Annotated in this window: 14 protein-coding genes; 4 read left to right on the forward strand and 10 right to left on the reverse strand. The window is 68.4% G+C overall.

Going from position 1 to position 16102, the window contains the following annotated elements:
* Nucleotides 1–64 precede the first annotated feature (64 nt).
* The 8 genes from VJT49_RS18275 to VJT49_RS18310 form a co-directional block, all read right to left on the reverse strand.
* Nucleotides 65–1012 carry a VOC family protein gene (locus VJT49_RS18275; RefSeq protein WP_324166051.1) on the reverse strand — a complete coding sequence of 316 codons (948 nt, stop codon included), beginning with the start codon at nucleotides 1010–1012 and terminating at the stop codon, nucleotides 65–67.
* Nucleotides 1013–1108: 96 nt separating this feature from the next.
* Nucleotides 1109–2134 carry an amidohydrolase family protein gene (locus tag VJT49_RS18280; RefSeq protein ID WP_324166093.1) on the reverse strand — a complete coding sequence of 342 codons (1026 nt, stop codon included), beginning with the start codon at nucleotides 2132–2134 and terminating at the stop codon, nucleotides 1109–1111.
* A 129-nt stretch (nucleotides 2135–2263) separates the two neighbouring features.
* A complete protein-coding gene (locus VJT49_RS18285) occupies nucleotides 2264–3328 on the reverse strand; it encodes an acyl-CoA dehydrogenase family protein (protein ID WP_324166052.1) in 1065 nt (354 codons plus the stop codon).
* Nucleotides 3328–4482 (reverse strand): acyl-CoA dehydrogenase family protein, encoded by a 1155-nt coding sequence (locus VJT49_RS18290; protein ID WP_324166053.1) that lies wholly within the window; start codon nucleotides 4480–4482, stop codon nucleotides 3328–3330. The genes VJT49_RS18285 and VJT49_RS18290 overlap by 1 nt, the downstream gene beginning before the upstream one ends.
* The gene (locus VJT49_RS18295) at nucleotides 4482–5702 is read right to left on the reverse strand and encodes a thiolase family protein (protein ID WP_324166094.1); all 1221 of its coding nucleotides are present in this window, start codon (nucleotides 5700–5702) and stop codon (nucleotides 4482–4484) included. The genes VJT49_RS18290 and VJT49_RS18295 overlap by 1 nt, the downstream gene beginning before the upstream one ends.
* Before the next feature lie 120 nt (nucleotides 5703–5822).
* The gene (locus VJT49_RS18300; protein ID WP_324166054.1) at nucleotides 5823–6083 is read right to left on the reverse strand and encodes a hypothetical protein; all 261 of its coding nucleotides are present in this window, start codon (nucleotides 6081–6083) and stop codon (nucleotides 5823–5825) included.
* A 64-nt stretch (nucleotides 6084–6147) separates the two neighbouring features.
* Entirely contained in the window at nucleotides 6148–6912 is a 765-nt protein-coding gene (locus VJT49_RS18305; protein ID WP_324166055.1) for a fumarylacetoacetate hydrolase family protein, read from the reverse strand.
* A gap of 104 nt (nucleotides 6913–7016) precedes the next feature.
* A complete protein-coding gene (locus VJT49_RS18310; RefSeq protein ID WP_324166056.1) occupies nucleotides 7017–8048 on the reverse strand; it encodes an SMP-30/gluconolactonase/LRE family protein in 1032 nt (343 codons plus the stop codon).
* 308 nt (nucleotides 8049–8356) lie between these two features.
* On the opposite strand from VJT49_RS18310, the gene VJT49_RS18315 reads away from it, so the two are divergent.
* Entirely contained in the window at nucleotides 8357–8494 is a 138-nt protein-coding gene (locus VJT49_RS18315; RefSeq protein WP_324166095.1) for an acyl-CoA dehydrogenase family protein, read from the forward strand.
* 386 nt (nucleotides 8495–8880) lie between these two features.
* On the opposite strand, the gene VJT49_RS18320 is transcribed toward VJT49_RS18315, so the two are convergent.
* On the reverse strand, nucleotides 8881–9867 hold the full coding sequence (locus VJT49_RS18320) for an enoyl-CoA hydratase/isomerase family protein (RefSeq protein WP_324166057.1): 987 nt from the start codon (nucleotides 9865–9867) through the stop codon (nucleotides 8881–8883).
* A gap of 124 nt (nucleotides 9868–9991) precedes the next feature.
* Between VJT49_RS18320 and VJT49_RS18325 the strand changes: the two genes are divergently transcribed.
* Together VJT49_RS18325 and VJT49_RS18330 are read left to right on the forward strand one after the other, a co-directional pair.
* A complete protein-coding gene (locus tag VJT49_RS18325) occupies nucleotides 9992–11170 on the forward strand; it encodes a CoA transferase (protein ID WP_324166058.1) in 1179 nt (392 codons plus the stop codon).
* Nucleotides 11167–12534, forward strand: coding sequence for an amidohydrolase family protein (locus VJT49_RS18330; RefSeq protein WP_324166059.1), 1368 nt, complete (start codon nucleotides 11167–11169; stop codon nucleotides 12532–12534). The genes VJT49_RS18325 and VJT49_RS18330 overlap by 4 nt, the downstream gene beginning before the upstream one ends.
* 356 nt (nucleotides 12535–12890) lie before the next feature.
* On the opposite strand, the gene VJT49_RS18335 is transcribed toward VJT49_RS18330, so the two are convergent.
* Nucleotides 12891–13436 carry an Lrp/AsnC family transcriptional regulator gene (locus tag VJT49_RS18335; protein ID WP_324166060.1) on the reverse strand — a complete coding sequence of 182 codons (546 nt, stop codon included), beginning with the start codon at nucleotides 13434–13436 and terminating at the stop codon, nucleotides 12891–12893.
* Between the two features lie 130 nt (nucleotides 13437–13566).
* Here VJT49_RS18335 and VJT49_RS18340 point away from each other — a divergent pair, with 130 nt between their 5' ends.
* Nucleotides 13567–15879, forward strand: coding sequence for a transketolase-like TK C-terminal-containing protein (locus VJT49_RS18340; RefSeq protein ID WP_324166061.1), 2313 nt, complete (start codon nucleotides 13567–13569; stop codon nucleotides 15877–15879).
* Nucleotides 15880–16102 lie beyond the last annotated feature (223 nt).

Here is a 16102-nt window from a genome sequence, read left to right on the forward strand (position 1 = left end):
CTGTCCTCCTCCTCAATAAATTCCTGCGGTCCGAAAATTGTCGGCGCACCTTCCCGGGCCGACGCTAGTCGCGAATTCCGGCGTGCCCCCACGAGCGGGCACGAGTGGATTCCTTGGTGGCTTCCCACTCCGCGTCACTGTTGACCAGCAGGCCGTCGAAGCCGACCTCGATGTCGAACCCGCCCGGCGAGGGCACGTAGAACGAGATCACGTGGTCTGGATGGCGGCCCAGCGATGTCCGGGGCTCCCATCCGCCGGCCTTGGCCCGATCGAGCGCGGTCCCCACGTCGTCGATGCTCAGCATCTCGACCATCAGGTGCATGACACCGGGATCCTTGCCCGGCACCTCGACCGCCGCGATCGTGTGATGCCGGATGTTGCAGCCATAAAACCGGCCGCGGCCGCCGACCTGGGTCTTCTTCGCATCCTCACGCAGCGACATCGCGAACGCGTCCACGTAGACGGTGTTCGCCAGATCAACGTCGTCGAAAAGGACGAGGTGGCCGAGACCCGCGTCACCGGTCACGAATCCGGACACGGCGTGGCCCGGCTCGAACGGCGACCGTCCAGCCGGCGGCACGTCGAAGACCTGGTGCACGAGAGCCCGGTGATCCTCGAAGGCGTACGACTCTCCCGCCTCCGCCTGATTCCAGCCTGCCGTCTCGGCCGGCCGGGCGCTGCCTCCGCGCAGCTCCCATCGGTCGCGGATCTCGGCGACGAGTTCCGGGCCGCGGCTCACCCACGTCAGCCCGGCGATCCCGTCCCGGCCGGCCTCGCGAACGAGGAAGCGGTAGGGGTAGTCGTCCATCTTCAGGCGCAACTCGCCTCCGTTCCGGTGGGCGGACATCCCGAGGACCTCCGACGCGAACCGCTCCCACGCACCGAGGTCCGTGCTGTCGACGGTGATGGCGGCCAACTCGCGAACCAGCGACCGGAACGGGCGATCCTCGCCGCCGGACTCGCCCGGCCGCGGTGCGCGCCGGCCCGTTTCGGTGGATACCGTGTTCGTCATCGAACCTCCAACCGGGGACTCCACGCCTACACCAGCACCGTCCGATATGAACGAATCAGGCGTGTCGTCCGGATCAAACACCCAACCTTGCTGAGATCACCTCAACTTGTAAAGCCGCTTCGCATTCCCACCGATCAGCCGCGTTTGCTGCTGCTCGGGCAAGTTGAGTTCCTTGACCAGCGCGATGCCGTCGACCGAGTCGAGCCCCGCATAGTTCGACCCCATCATCACGTGGTCGATACCGGCGACATCAAGCAGCAGCCGGCGGGCCCGCACATCGTGCAGCAGGCAGTCGAAGTACAGGTGCTGGAAGTACTCGACCACCGGCCGCTTCGCCTTCGAGTCATCCGCAACCTGCAGGAAGTCGTCGATGCGCGAGTACTGGAAAGGGAAGAACCCGCCGCCGTGGCTGATGCACACCTTCAGGTCCGGGAACGTGTCGAGCACGCCACCCGCGATGAGCAGGAAGATCGCGTGAGTTTCCTGCGCCGGAAAGCCCAGAGCCGGCCTCTCGCGGTACCTTTCGTGTGGGCCGTTGAAGAACGAGACCGGCCCGGGATGGATGCTCAGGGGCAGATCAGCCTCGATCAGGGCCTCGAACAGCGGCCACAAATCGGGATCGTCCAGTTCGCGATCGCCCAGATCGGTGGCACCGACGTAGACCCCGCGCGCACCCAACTCGCGGATCGCCCGACGAGCCTCCACGACCGACTCTTTGAGATCCTGCAGCGGAAGCGCCGCCAGGAAGAAGAGGCGGCCGGGATCTGTCGAGCAATAGCGGGCGAGCTCGTCGTTGTACTTTTTCACATACGGAACCGCGTACTCGCGCTCGATTCCGTACATGAAGAGCGGCGGCGAAGGACTCACCACCATCGCGTCGATGCCGTGCTCGTCCATTTCCGCAAGGCGCCGGGTGGGGCTGGTCAGCCGCTCCATCCAGCCACGTGGATCCTCGCCACCCTCGCCGGCTTCATGTGCCTTGTGCGCGATGGTCTTCGCCACCCCGACGAGCGAGCTCGCTCGAATTGTGTAGCTACCGGACTCCGTCATCGCCATCTCTGGCCCGTGCGGCCCAGCGCTCCCGAGCACCGCCTCGGGAATGATGTGCGCATGGATATCCACCGTATGCAAATCGAGCCTCCCGTCGAGCCGATTTCCCGAGCATAGCCACCTGGGTCGCGATAATCAAGACGATACGTTCCGTCTAATAGAGGATTTCCGTGGTCCAGGGTCCGGCCGAACTCCGCCGATCTAGGTGCCCGGTCCCACGACCAGCGACCACACATCGCCCGACCCGAACACGCGGCGGCCGAGTTGCGCGGCCACCGCGGTGTGGGACGGACCGTGCGCCCGCCACGCCGTCAGCCGCGTCGTCGCGAGCCCGAGCGAATGCTCGTCCGTGAACCCGATCGCGCCGTGCAGCTGATGCGCCGCCCGTGAGACGAAAGCCGCGGTGCGCGAGCACTGAAGCCGGGCGGCCAGCACCGCGACGTCGGCGTCCGCCCTGCCCGGCCCACCGTCCGAGACAGCGGCGGACTCCAGCGCGAGGAGCGCCGCATCCGCGGCGACCGATGCCGCGACGACCGTTGAAGCCATCGTCGCCGCGGTCTGTTGCACGCTCTGGAACGCGGCCAACGCCCGCCCGAACTGCTCCCGCTCCCCGACATAGCGCAATGTCTGTTCCAGCACTCGTTCGGCCGCTCCTGCCATCATCGCCGAGCGACCGAGAACATCGACCAGCGCGGCATGACCGGCCACGCCCAACTCGACCTTCGCGGACCACGGCGGATGTGGCAGCGCACCGAGTTCGAGGACGGCGACCGGATCACCGGCGATGTTGCGCGCCGGATCGATACTCAGGTCCGCCCGTCGCCAAGCGTCGATGCGAGCGGCGTCGCCGTCCGGGACGGCAAGCACGACCGTCTCGGCTATTTCGGGATGAACGACGGCGAGGCGGGCCGGGGCCGGGGCCGACGGGCACAGCAGCCGCGGGTCCAACCCCACCGCACAGGCGGAGTCCTCCGAATCGCCATGGTGAAAGCCTGCGGCATTCAGCAGCGTCACGCCGACGTGGGTGTCGATGAGCGGTACCGAGAACGCCGCGCGACCAGCCGCCCTGAGGAGCGCACCAAGGAAACGGAGCGGCTCGCCGGCACCGGCCGGCCCGGGAAGGCTGACACGGGCCATCCCCTGCTCCGCCAGCAGCCTCCATCCGGCGGCGCTCTCGGTAGCAGCGTCGCCCTCCGCACGGTTGCGTGCCAGGTTGAGCAGCTCCTCGCCCGTCCGCGCCAGCAGCGCGAGTTCACCGGAGGCCATCAGCGCATCCCCAGCGCGCGTGCGACGACACCGCGCAAGATCTCGTTCGTCCCGCCCCGCAGGGTGAAACCGGGCGACTGCAGTGCCGCATGGACGAGCATCCGTCGAAGCTCCGAGTGAGCCACGAGCGACCCTGGCTCCACAAGCCGCAACACCGCCTCCACCACATCCTGTTCGAAGGTCGTACCGAGATCCTTGACCAGTGCCGCTGCCGAATCCGGTCGCTCGCCGCGGCTCAGGGCGCCCGCCACTCCGAGCGAGAGCTGCCGCAACGACCAGACGCGTGCGGTCAGCTCCCCGAGCACCGCGCGCTCCGTTTCGCCGACGGGAAGGCCGTCGCGGTTGCGGGCCAAGGCGGCGAGGAGCGGAAACGTGCTGAGGATGCGTTCGGGGCCGCTGCGCTCATACGCCAGCTCGGCGGTGACCTGGGCCCAGCCGTGGCCCTCCACCCCGAGCAGTGCGTCGGCGGACAGCTCGAGACTGTCGAACACCACCTCGTTGAAGTGGTGGGCCCCGGAGATCAGGCGGATCGGATTGATCTTGACACCGCCAGCGGGCAGATCACAGAGGAACTGGCTCATCCCCGCGTGTCTCGGCCCGTCCCCCACCGGTGCGGTTCGGGCGAGGAGGAGGAGCGCGTGGGCGTGATGAGCGCCGCTCGTCCAGATCTTCCGTCCGGTGACCCGCCAGCCGTCTGGCGTGCGCTCGGCGCGGGTGCGGACAGCGGCCAGGTCCGACCCCGCGTCCGGCTCGCTCATGCCGAGCGCGAAGAAGCAATCGCCGCGCGCTATCGCCGGAAGGTAGCGGTGCTTTTGTTCCTCCGTGCCGTGGGCGAGCAGCGCGGGCGCGATCTGACGGTCCGAGAACCAGTGGGCGGCGATGGGCGCACCAGCGGCGAGGAGCTCCTCGATGACGACGTAACGCTGCAGCGCGGTAGCACCCCCACCGCCGTACTCGACCGGCACGCTGAGCCCGAGCCAGCCACGTTCGGCCAGTGCTCGGCTGAAGCCCGGGTCCCATCCGGTCAGCCACGCGTCAGGAGTCGGCTGGAACCGCCCCGCGTCGAGCTCTTCGCGCAGGAATGCCCGGACATCGGCGCGTAGTCGAGCGCAGTCTTCCGGCAGGTCGGTCGGGTGGATATCCAGCTGGCGCATCACACCCCCGCGGAGGTCTGGTTGCGGCGAAGGTTCTCGACCAGCATCGCGTTCGCCATGCCCCCGCCCTCGCACATGACCTGAAGGCCGTAGCGCTCCCCGGAGGCAGCCATCCCGTGCACCATCGTCGCCAGCAGCCGGGTGCCGGACGCGCCCAACGGGTGCCCCAGCGCGATCGCGCCGCCGAGTGGGTTGAGCCTCTCGTTGGGCACTCCGAACTCACGCTGCCATGCCAGGGGAACTGAGGCGAACGCTTCGTTGATCTCGAAGTGCCCGATGTCCTCGAGCGCGACGCTGCTGCGCTTGAGCAGCTTCTCCGTGGCGGCGATCGGGCCGGTCAGCATGAGCAACGGGTCCGAGCCACACACGGCCAGTGCGGTGATGCGCGCGAGCGGCTCCAGTCCGCGCTGCTCCGCGCTCCGTTCGCTCATCACCAGCGCCGCACTGGCGGCGTCGGAAAGCTGAGAGGAGTTCCCAGGGTGGATGCTCCACGCGATCTCGGGGAATCGCCGCGAGTACTCCGCGCTCTCGAAGGACGGCACCAGCAGCGCCAGCTTCTCCGGAGTCGTGCGGGGGCGGATGGTCTCGTCGGCATCGAAGCGCCGCGGGCCGTCCTCGGCTTCGAACGCGATCGGCACGATCTCGTCGTCGAAGGCTCCCGCCGCACGTGCGGCGGCGGCCCGCTTGTGCGACCGGGCGCCGAAGACATCCATCTCCTCACGGCTGATTCGCCATCGCGCGGCGATCAGTTCGGCGGAGACACCCTGTGGGACCAGCCCCGGAGCGTAACGCTTCGCCACACCGGTACCGAACGGATCGACGCCCATCCGGGCGGATCCCATGGGTACCCGGCTCATCGACTCGACGCCACCGGCAACGACGATGTCGTAGCCGCCGGCCATGATGCCCTGCGCGGCGAAATGCACCGACTGCTGGCTCGATCCGCAGCGCCGGTCGATCGTCACTGATGGTACGTGCTCCGGAAAGCCCGCGGCCAGCCAAGCACCACGTCCGGGCGTCCCGGCCTGATCGGCCGCCTGACTGACGCAACCAATGATCACGTCATCGACCCGTCCCGGATCGACGTCCGGGTTGCGGCGCATCAGCCCGTCCAAAACCTGGCCGAGCAGGTCGACGGCATGGATTTCGTGCAGTGCGCCGCCGGGTTTGCCCTTGGCGACGGGCGACCGGACGACGTCCACGACGACCACGGACTCCATTGTGCTGTTCACTTCCTCACGCTGAGACGATCGGTCGGCCGGACCGACCGTGCGGGCGCGGGCATCAGCTGCTGGACGGCCCGGACGCTCCGGCGTCCGGCGCCGACCGCGCGTTCACGCTCAATGCGCCCCGGAAGCCGGGTAGGTGACGTCGATCCGGGCCATCACGAGGCCACCCTTCTCGAGCACGGTGCTCAGGATCCCGCGGAAAACGTCCTCCGGGACAAGGCAGTCCGCACAGGTGTCGGAATCGGCACTGACGATGACGTGGATTCCGGCCTCGGCCGGCTCGACACGTAACTCGTACCCGTCAGAGGCGAGCGACGTGCGCAACCCCTCCAGCAGGGAACTGGCTCGCTCGCTCGTGGTCGTGCCACCCATCTCGCACCAACTCCTCGTCATCTCCGTGCTGCTCCGACGGATCATCGGAAGTTTGTGGTCTCCGCTAGCGCCGCTCGGGAACGCACTGATTGCTCAACTCGCCGACCCCGTCGATGACGCACTCGACAACGTCTCCGGGGCACAGGAATCGAGGCGGAGTGCGGAGCGCCCCGATGCCCGCCGGAGTACCTGTCGCGATGACGTCGCCGGGCTCCAGTGGGGCGATAGTGGAGACATAGGCGACCAGCTCGCGCACGCCGAAGATCATCTCCTTGGTCGACGCCGATTGCATGACCTCACCGTTCACCCGGCAGGTGAGGGCCACTCCCGTGTAGGGATCGGGCGCCTCGTCCGGCGTCACCAGCTCAGGGCCGAGTGGTGTCGCTGCCGCAAAAGTCTTGCCCTGGAGATACTGGGGCGTGCGTCGCTGCCAGTCGCGCATGCTGACGTCGTTCATGATCGTGAAGCCAGCGATATGGTCCAGCGCGTTTTCCGTCGCCACATGCCTGCCGCCCCACCCGACGACCACCGCCAGTTCTACTTCCCAGTCGGCCTGCTCGGAGGCAAACGGCAGACAGACAGGGTCGCGCGGCCCCGTGAGCGCGATCGCGAACTTTCCGAACAGCGTTGGATACGGCAGTGTCGGCTTCGCCGCCTCAGCGGCGTGGTCCGCATAGTTCATGCCCACGCACCAGATCTTCGGTGGCGCCGGGACCACGGGGGCCACACGGTCCGGTTTGTACGGATGCCGATGACCGTCGACCTGCGCGAGCGCGCGCCAGTCGGCGTGCGCGAGCAACGCGCCGACGTCGAGGTAGGGCAGTTCCACGAGCTCGTTTCCATCCACCCGCGCTGCCGCGGTCCGTCGTTCCTCGACGCGGTAGGTGACAAGTCGCACCGGCTACACCTTCCCCGGCACATCCGCGGGAGCGGTCACACTGCCCCGCTCTCGTTCCAGTGCACCATCGGCAGACCGGCGACGGGCGACTCGAAGTACGGGATCCTGGTCTGCCGGAGGTGTCCGACATAGACAGTCGTGAGGTCCGGTCCCCCGAACGTGAGCGACGCACACCACGTGGCAACCTCGCCTCCGAGCGACAGCAAGAGCTCCGTGTCGACCTTGTCGTTCTGGAAAGCGTCGTTGAGGCGCTTCACCTGCTCGGGCGTCGAGTCATCGAAGATCATCCGGAACTCCCCCTCGGGGGTGATGGCCCAGATCGAGTCCGTGAAGACGTGCGTGCCCCAGAGGTTGCCATAGCTGTCAAACGCTATGCCGTCGATCATACGACCGTGATCAGCCGGTCCGAAGATCTCACGATCGGACAAACTCCCGTCCGGGCCGATTCGGAATCGCACGACGCTGCGGCCGGCGGTCTGCGCCACGTACAGGTGCTCCTCGGCAGCGTCAAGCTTGCACTCGTTCGCGAAATGGATGCCGTCCGCGACGACGCGCACGCCCTGCCCCTCCTCGTAGAGGAGGACCCGACCGTCGGCGATGTTCGGACTGATCGCCTTCGGCCAGTCGTGAATCATCGTTGAGATGGTGATCCAGATGCGGTCCTTACTGTCCCGGCAGACGAAGTTGACCTTCCCGATCCGATCACCGTCGATCGAATCGATCACCACCGTCGTCTCACCGGTTCGCGTCATCCGCTCGAGGCAGTCCGTCCCGAAGTTGGAGATCAGAATGTCTCCATTGCGCGCAAGAGCGAGGCCATTGGGAAGGGTTCCATCGATGAATCGAGTCGCCTCGTCCGCCGTCGAGAACGCGTCGGCGAGATGGGACTGCGTGATGATGCTCTGCGAGCCGTCCGGACGGATACGAACGACACCCCCTCGGGAGTCCGCGACCCAGAGATTGCCGTCACGTTCGGCAATGATGCACTCCGGACGCTGCAGATCTTCCCCGATGAAGCGGAAGTCCGAGCGGCTCAACACGAAACCATCGATCGGGTTCTTCGGCACACGCACAGTTTACCAAGACGATCCGTATCGTCAAGAGTGCTCGCACGGCCCACCAGAGATACGAACGACTGCTTCCTGGTCAACCAGACCGACGGGACCATGATCATCACGATGAACTCATCGTCGCGGGCGAGGACGCGAGGTTCGGCATCCCCGAGGTCAAGCGTGGACTCATCGCAGGGGACGGGGCCTCGTCCTTCAGGCCTGCTGGGAACTCGACCAAGGCCGCTCCGCTTCTCAGGCCACCTCCATCGCCAAAGACCTTCACTTCCGAGGCGGTCTGGCGGGTCGTTGACCGCTCTCCGCAGATCTGCGGCTCTCTGGGCGTCTCTGGCGACCTCCCCCTCGGCCAGTTCCTACCGGAGGTAAGAACGTTCCGCATCTACGACGGACTCTCGGAAACCCACCGCTGGTCTGTCGCCCGTCGCGCCCGAAGCGCCTCGTGACCTCTCGCTCAGGCACAGCCATTCCGGGTCTGGACCTCCTACGGCTGGAGGAGTACCTCCTGGTTCAAGTCTTCGGGTTCGTCGGATCGCTGCAGGCCGAGCTGATCTCAGGCGGTCGCTCCAACCCGACCTACAGGCTCTCCGACGGACTGGGACAAGCCATAGTTTTCCTTACCGGCCAGGTACCTCCGCGCATTCCACCCCGCGCCAAGCCAGTCGGCCATGAAACCGGCAGGCTAGCCGGTGTGACGTGCATGGCTCGCTGTGGTCGTCAGCACGACGCGTAGGGCTGGACCGTCCGTCCTGCCAGAGTCGCCGCTCCCGCAGTAGGTGATACGTTTCCGATCACCCATAGTCCTTTTGCGAACCAAGATCTCCGGACCCTGCTACTCGATCACGTCGATCAGGCCCCAGTCCAATGCGGTGCCCGTCGGCAGCGGCCTGCCGGATAACGCCAGGTAGAACGTTCGCCATCGACCGATCCGACGGGCAATCGACACGGTGCCGCCAGCACCAGGTATGAGGCCCATGCCGACCTCGGGCAACCGGAACGTTGTGCCCTGCCTCGCCACCACGTGCCCGGCGAACGCAGGCACCTCGATCCCCGCGCCCACACACGCTCCGTGCAGACGCGCCTCGACCCGGTCGGCGAGCCGGTGCACGAGCCGCCCGGCGCCACCGCGGGTGCGGATGAAGTGTGCAGTGGCGATATCCGGCGTGGTACCGAACTCATCGAGATCGCCGCCGGACGAGAACGAGGGGCCCGTGCCATCTAACACCACCCGGGTCAGGGCGGAATCGAACAAGGCGAGGCGCAACGCCTCCACCAGGCCATCGCGGACCTCCCGGCCGTAGGCATTGCGCCGTTCCGGACGGTTGAGCGTGACGTGCAAGGTGTCGTCGGCGCGGTGGACGAGCACCGGTGGTGCCGGCGGAGACGAGGGTAGCTGCCGCGGGCCACGCCACGCGAGCCAACGCGCGAATTCGGCGCCGCCGAGCAGCGTCGAGTAGGCGAACGACTCGAGGTCGAGCGCGACCGACACGTCCGCGGGCGCTGCTCGCAGAACATGTCCGAGAACGAGCGCCGCCTGCGGGTTCGCGGCCGCAGTGTCTCGGAGCTGCCGGGCCGCTCCGAGAGGATCGGGCACCGACACGAACTCCGGTCGGCTAACCCCTTCCGCCTGGACGAAAGTGACGTCCAGCATGGCCGCGGCCTTGCGGCGGTCCACACCGAGCGGCCTTGTGGCGCACCCCACGAGCAGCCGCTCGTCCCGCAGGGGCACCTCCGCCTGTGGGTCGTCGAGATCCACGACGAGCAACGGCGCGGTCACCCGCCCGGTTTCGTCTAACAGCGGCGGCTCCACCGTCAACATCCAAGAAGGTCGAGGAGTGTCACTCTGGGCGCTCCGTCTGCCTCACACATGGTTTGCAGACCATAGCGAATGCCCTTGGCCCGCATGTGCCGAATGGAAGCGGACCGGCCGTATCATCAGCGGCGTGCACCTGCCCCGGCCGCCGTCCGACGAGGTCGCGGCTCACGATTGGGCGAGCGGCGGCGCGGCCTGGCTGACCGGGCACCGCGCCGGACCGCCGTTGCGGCCACCCGGCCACGCGGCATCGTGGGCGCGGTGGATGACCGAGCACCTCGCGCGGGCCGGCGGGATCGAGCTCGACGGACCTGCCCTGCTGGGCGAGCGCGCCGCGCTCACCGGGGCCTGGCGCCAGGGCCGGCGTTCGGTGGGCGGGTCGTGCCGGCTGCTGCGCACCCGGGACGGCTGGGCGGCGGTCTCCAACGCCCGCCCCGACGATCCGCTGCTGCTGGCCGCGATGATCGGCATCGACCGCGGCGACGACCTGGACGGCGCCGTCGCGCGGTGGGTTCGCGCGCATGACGGCGCCGAGCTGGACGAGCGCGCCGCGCTGCTTTCCGTCGCCGCGGCCTCGTGCGGCGCCCGCGCGAGAGAGGTCCCGGTCCCCGGCCACGCACGCCCGGTGCAGGACCTGCTCGTGGTCGATTTCAGCGCGCTGTGGGCCGGGCCGCTGTGCGCGCACCTGCTGGGGCTGGCCGGCGCGCGCGTGGTGAAGGTCGAGACGCCCAGCCGTCCGGACGGCGCCCGGTTCGGCAACCGCGCCTTCTACGACCTGCTGCACCAGGGCCACGCGTCGGTGGTGCTAGACCCGGACGATCCGGCGCAGCGCCGCGCACTGCACGCGCTGGTGCGCCGTGCGGACATCGTGATCGAGGCGTCCCGGCCGCGCGCACTCGCCGGATTCGGCCTGGACGCGGGGGAATTCGTCGCCGGCGGCGGCACCTGGGTGTCGATCACCGCATGGGGCCGGGACGCCGACCGCATCGGGTTCGGCGACGACGTCGCGGCGGCGAGCGGGCTCGTCGCGATCGACGTCGAGGGGCTGCCGGTGTTCTGCGGCGACGCGATCGCCGATCCGCTCACCGGTATGACCGCTGCCGCGCTGGTGATGAGCGAACCATCCGGCGTGCTGTGGGACATGCCGATGGCCGGTGTCGTGGGTGCGACGACGCCCGCACCCGATTTCGGCGTGCCGTCGGAAGTACTCCCCGACGCCGCAGCCCCGACCGCGCGCCGGCCGGTCGCCGCCGCCCCGGCCATGGGTGCGGACACCGACCGGGTGCTGCGCCAGCTGGGCGTCCCGTGACCGCGTACCTGTTGCGGGACGTGGAGGTCGGCGGCCGGCTCGTGGATGTCCGCGTCGAGTCGGCGATCGTCGCCGAAGTCGGCACCGGGCTCACCGACCGCGGCGCCGAACTCGTCGAAGGCCGGGGCCACGCGCTCATCCCCGGCCTCGTCGACCACCACGTGCACCTGCTCGCCCTGGCCGCGGAGCTGCGTTCGGTGAACTGCGGCCCGCCCGAGATACTGGACGCCGGTGCGTTGCGCGCGGCGTTGGCCGGCGCCGAACTCGACGACCACGGCTGGGTGCGCGGAACCGGGTACGTCGAAACCATCGCCGGCCCGCTGCACCGGTGGGCGATCGACGAACTGATCTCCTCGCCGGTGCGTATCCAGCACCGAAGCGGCGCGATGTGGATGCTTAATTCGGCTGCCGCCGCGGCAGTCGGCCTCAACGAGGCGACGCTGCCTGGCATCGAACGGGACGACCGGGGCCGCGCCACCGGCCGCGTCTGGCGGGCCGATTCCTGGTTGCGCGGCAAACTTCTCGGCACCGGCCCGCCTCCGCTGGAGCCAGTGAGCCGAGCGCTCACCGCATACGGGATCACCGCGGTGGCCGACGCCACGCCCGACCTGGACGAGAGCACGGTCAGTCTCCTCACCGGAATCCCGCAGGACGTACTGCTGCTCGGGACGCCGTCCGGACCGGCCCCGTGCAAGATCGTCCTCGCAGATTCCGCGCTGCCGGGGCTCGACGAACTCGCCGGGCGCATCCGCTCGACGCACGACGCCGGCCGACCGGTTGCCGTGCACTGCGTGACCCGGGAAGCGCTCTTCCTCCTGCTCGCCGCATTTACCGAAGTCGGCAGCAGTCCCGGCGATCGCATCGAGCACGCTTCCGTGGTACCGGACGAAGCGCTGCCGGCACTGCGCCGGCTCGGCGTCCGCGTGGTCACGCAGCCGGGCTTCCTCGCCGACCGGGGTGACGACTACCTGCGCGACGTGGACCCCGCCGACCTGCCCGGTCTGTACCGCGTCGCATCGTTCCGCACGCACGCCATTCCGGTCGCGCTTTCCAGCGACGCACCGTACGGCCCGCTGAACCCTTGGGAAGTGATTACGGCCGCAGCCACCCGCCGCACCCGCGCGGGCGCCGTCGTGAACGCGGACGAGGCCCTCGACCCTCGCACCGCGCTCGAGGCCTACCTGTCCCCGGTGGACGATCCCGGCGGTCCACCGCGGCGCGTTGCCCCCGGCGCGTCGGCTGATCTCGCCCTGCTCGACGGTCCGCTCGACGACGTGCTCGCCCGGTCCGGGCAGCACTCCCCCGTCCGCGCCGTGTTCCAGCGCGGGCTGCGGGTGCCCGCGGGACGCGCCGTCCGGCGGTAACGCGACCACCGAGTGCGATCACTGCCTATCATTGGCACCTGTAGCGTGGTGTCCGAGAAGCCCCATTACAGTATGATCGCACCGGCCCGCCCGAAGAAGACGGCACTGGTCGTAGCGGAGCAGATCGTCGCGGACATTTACCCGCAGGGCAAAAGGCCGGCGACCGTCTCCCGCCCGAGCAGACCATGCTCGAGGCCATCCCCGCATAACGGTACGTGCGGAATTCAAGACCTCGTTCCACTGGCACGTGCTCGACTAGCGAATCGAACAGCTACCGCAACCACGCCCGAAGGAGCGTGGTGACGCCGTCGCGGGGCGGCACAACCTGACAAATTCTTCTCGCAAATGGAGAAATTTCATCGGCCCCGGTCAGCAACCGGTCGCTCACCAGGCCGATGCTGGACCGAGATGCTTTGAGCCGGATTCATCCCAGCCGTCTGACGGAGCAGCGGCGTGATCCGGTAGTCGACGAGCTGGCGCATGACCAGGGTCGTGTTGGTGCGTTCCACGCCAGGGATGGCGAGGATGCGGCCGGCGATGCGGTAGAGGTCATCGGCGTCGCGGGCGACGACGTGGATCATCAGGTCCACCGGCCCGGAGATACCTTGTACCTGCAGCACTTCGGGCACGGCGGCGAGCGCCGCCGCGACCTCGTCGAGCAGGCGCTGGGTCACCTGCGCGGTGATGAACGCGGACAGCGGATACCCCAGGGACGCTGGGGAAATCCGCCGTTCGAACGACTCGAGCGCGTCGCTCTGTTCCAGCCGCGAGAGCCGGGACTGGGCCGTGTTGCGGGAGATTCCCACCCGGTCGGCGAGGGCGAGGGTCGTAGCCCGTGGGTGCTCGGCCAGCTCGAGCAGGATGCGGGCGTCGACCGCGTCGACGGGGCCGTCATGGGGCATTGTGCTCACCTCTCCGTCGGCGCAACAGGCTACGGTTGAGCGGAATGCTCAAAATCGGGCCGTCCTGTTGAGCATCAGGTCATCAGATTGTTTCACTGAGCACCATGCCCACCGGATCGAGGACATTCTGATGAGCAACCCCGCCACGGCCACGCCTGCTACCGACGTCCTGCGTGGGGTGCAGGACCGGGTGCTGTGGCTGTCCAGCGCGATCATCCACCACGCCAACCGGGTCCGCCCCAATCCGTCGGGGCTGAAGGTCGGCGGGCATCAGGCGTCGTCGGCGTCGATGGTGTCGATCATGACCTCGCTGTGGTTCAACCACCTGCGCCCCGAGGACCGGGTGTCGGTGAAACCGCACGCCTCCCCGGTGCTGCACGCGATCAACTACTTGCTCGGGCGCCTCGACCCTTCCTACCTGCCGCGGCTGCGCGAGTTCGGTGGGTTGCAGAGCTATCCCAGCCGTGCCAAGGATCCCGACACGGCGGACTACTCGACCGGGTCGGTCGGAATCGGCGCTACCGCCCCGATCTGGGGCGCGGTGTCGCGCCGCTACGTCGAGACCGCTTTCGGCGGCGCTGGAACCGGACGGCAGTACTCCCTGGTCGGCGACGCCGAATTGGACGAGGGCGCGGTGTGGGAGGCCGTGCTCGATCCCGCTGTGTCCGAACTGGGCGAAATCGTCTGGATCGTGGACCTCAACCGCCAGTCCCTGGACCGCGTCGTGCCCAACATCGCCGCCGACAAGCTGCGCGGGATGTTCGCGGCCGCGAGCTGGCAGGTCCTTCGCCTCAAGTACGGCCGCCTCCTGGAAGAGCTGTTCGGCCGCCCAGGCGGCAAGCAGCTGCGGCAGCGCATCGACGCCATGACCAACCCCGAGTACCAGCGCCTGCTGCGCTGCGAGGCCACCGAGCTCCGTCGCCGCCTGCCCGGGAACGGACCCGGCGCCGGAGCGATCGCGGACCTCGTCGGCGATGTCGACGACACCACACTGGTGGAGGCGATCGCCAGCCTGGGTGGGCACGACCTCGACGCCCTGGACGAGGCGTTCAGCACTATCGACGACACCCGACCCACCGTGATTTTCGCCTACACCATCAAGGGTTACGGCCTGGCGACCAAGGGACACCCGCAGAACCACTCGGCACTGCTCACCGACACCCAGATGCGCGAGCTAGCGGACCGGGTCGGCGCCGATCTCAATGATCCCTGGCGCACGTTTCCGGACGACAGCCCCGCGCACGAGCTATGCGAGGCGACCGCGAAACGCCTACACCGTCCGGAAATCCCGCACGCCACTCCCCCGGCCGTTCCCGCCGACTTCCGCCGCACACCATCCGGCACCGCCACCACGCAGGCCGCGCTCGGGCGAGCGCTGCTCGACCTGACCCGGGAGGCACCGGACGCCGCCCGCCGGGTCGTCACGGTCAGCGCCGACGTCAGCTCGACCACCAACCTCGGCGGCTGGGTCAACAAGGTCGGTGTCTGGTCGGCACGGGAACGGCAGGACTGGTTCGCCGACGACAGCGAAACCATCCTGCACTGGCGCGAAAAACCCACCGGTCAGCACATCGAACTGGGCATCGCCGAGGTCAATCTCGTCAGCCTCATCGGCGAACTCGGTGCGACCTGGAGCCGCTGGGGTCAGCCCGTGCTTCCCATCGGCGTGCTCTACGACCCCTTCGTCGAGCGTGCCCTGGAACCGTGGTCCTACGGCATCTACGCCGGAGGTCAGTCCATCCTGATCGGTACCCCGTCCGGCGTGTCACTGGCCCCCGAAGGGGGAGCGCACCAGTCAATCAAAACCCCCTCGATCGGCCTGGAACAGCCGGGGTGCCTCACCTACGAACCGGCCTTCGTCCTCGACACCGAATGGGCCCTGCTCGCGAGTCTCGGTCAACTCGGTAAACCCGGCGGCACCTCGGCCTACCTGCGGCTGTCCACTCGGCCCGTCGACCAGAGCCTCGCCGCCGTGCCCACCGACCCCGCAGCCCGCGAACGCCGTCGCCGTCAGGTCGTCGCCGGCGCCTACTCCCTGCGGCGCACCGGCAACCCGGCCGTCACCATCGCCGCCATGGGCGCGGTAGTCCCGGAAGCCCTCGACGCCGCGTCACGCCTGGAGCAGGTCGGCATCCCCGCCGACGTGATTTGCGTGACCAGCCCCGACCTGCTGTACCGCGCCGTCCGCGCCCAGCAGGGCCACGAGCAAGCCGAGTCCTGGATCCTCGACCAGGTTTTCCCGGCTGACCGGGCCACGCCTCTGGTGACCGTCCTCGATGGACACCCGCACACACTGTCCTTCCTGGCCACGATCAACCGGGTCGCCACCATCGCGCTCGGCGTGACCCGGTTCGGCCAGTCCGGCTCGCTGGAAGACGTCTACCGGTACCACGGCCTCGACATCGACAGCATCGTCCGCGCCGCCCTCGACCTCACCAGGTGAGCACTGGCGCGTCTCTGAGCGCTGCGTCCATCGCTGGTGGTGCCTCGTTCGCCGGGGCAGTCACGCTCTTCATGACCATCCTGGGCTTCCTCTTCCCTTGAGAGGCGAGCCCTTCGGAGACCATTGGAAGGCTTGACTTGCCCGGGGAAATCTCACCCCCGGGCTACCCGGCCAGCTACCGGTTGGGCTTGCCGACGGGGCTGCCACCTCACAGTGGTTCCAA

Source organism: Amycolatopsis sp., from assembly GCF_035276945.1.
Taxonomy (GTDB): domain Bacteria; phylum Actinomycetota; class Actinomycetes; order Mycobacteriales; family Pseudonocardiaceae; genus Amycolatopsis_E.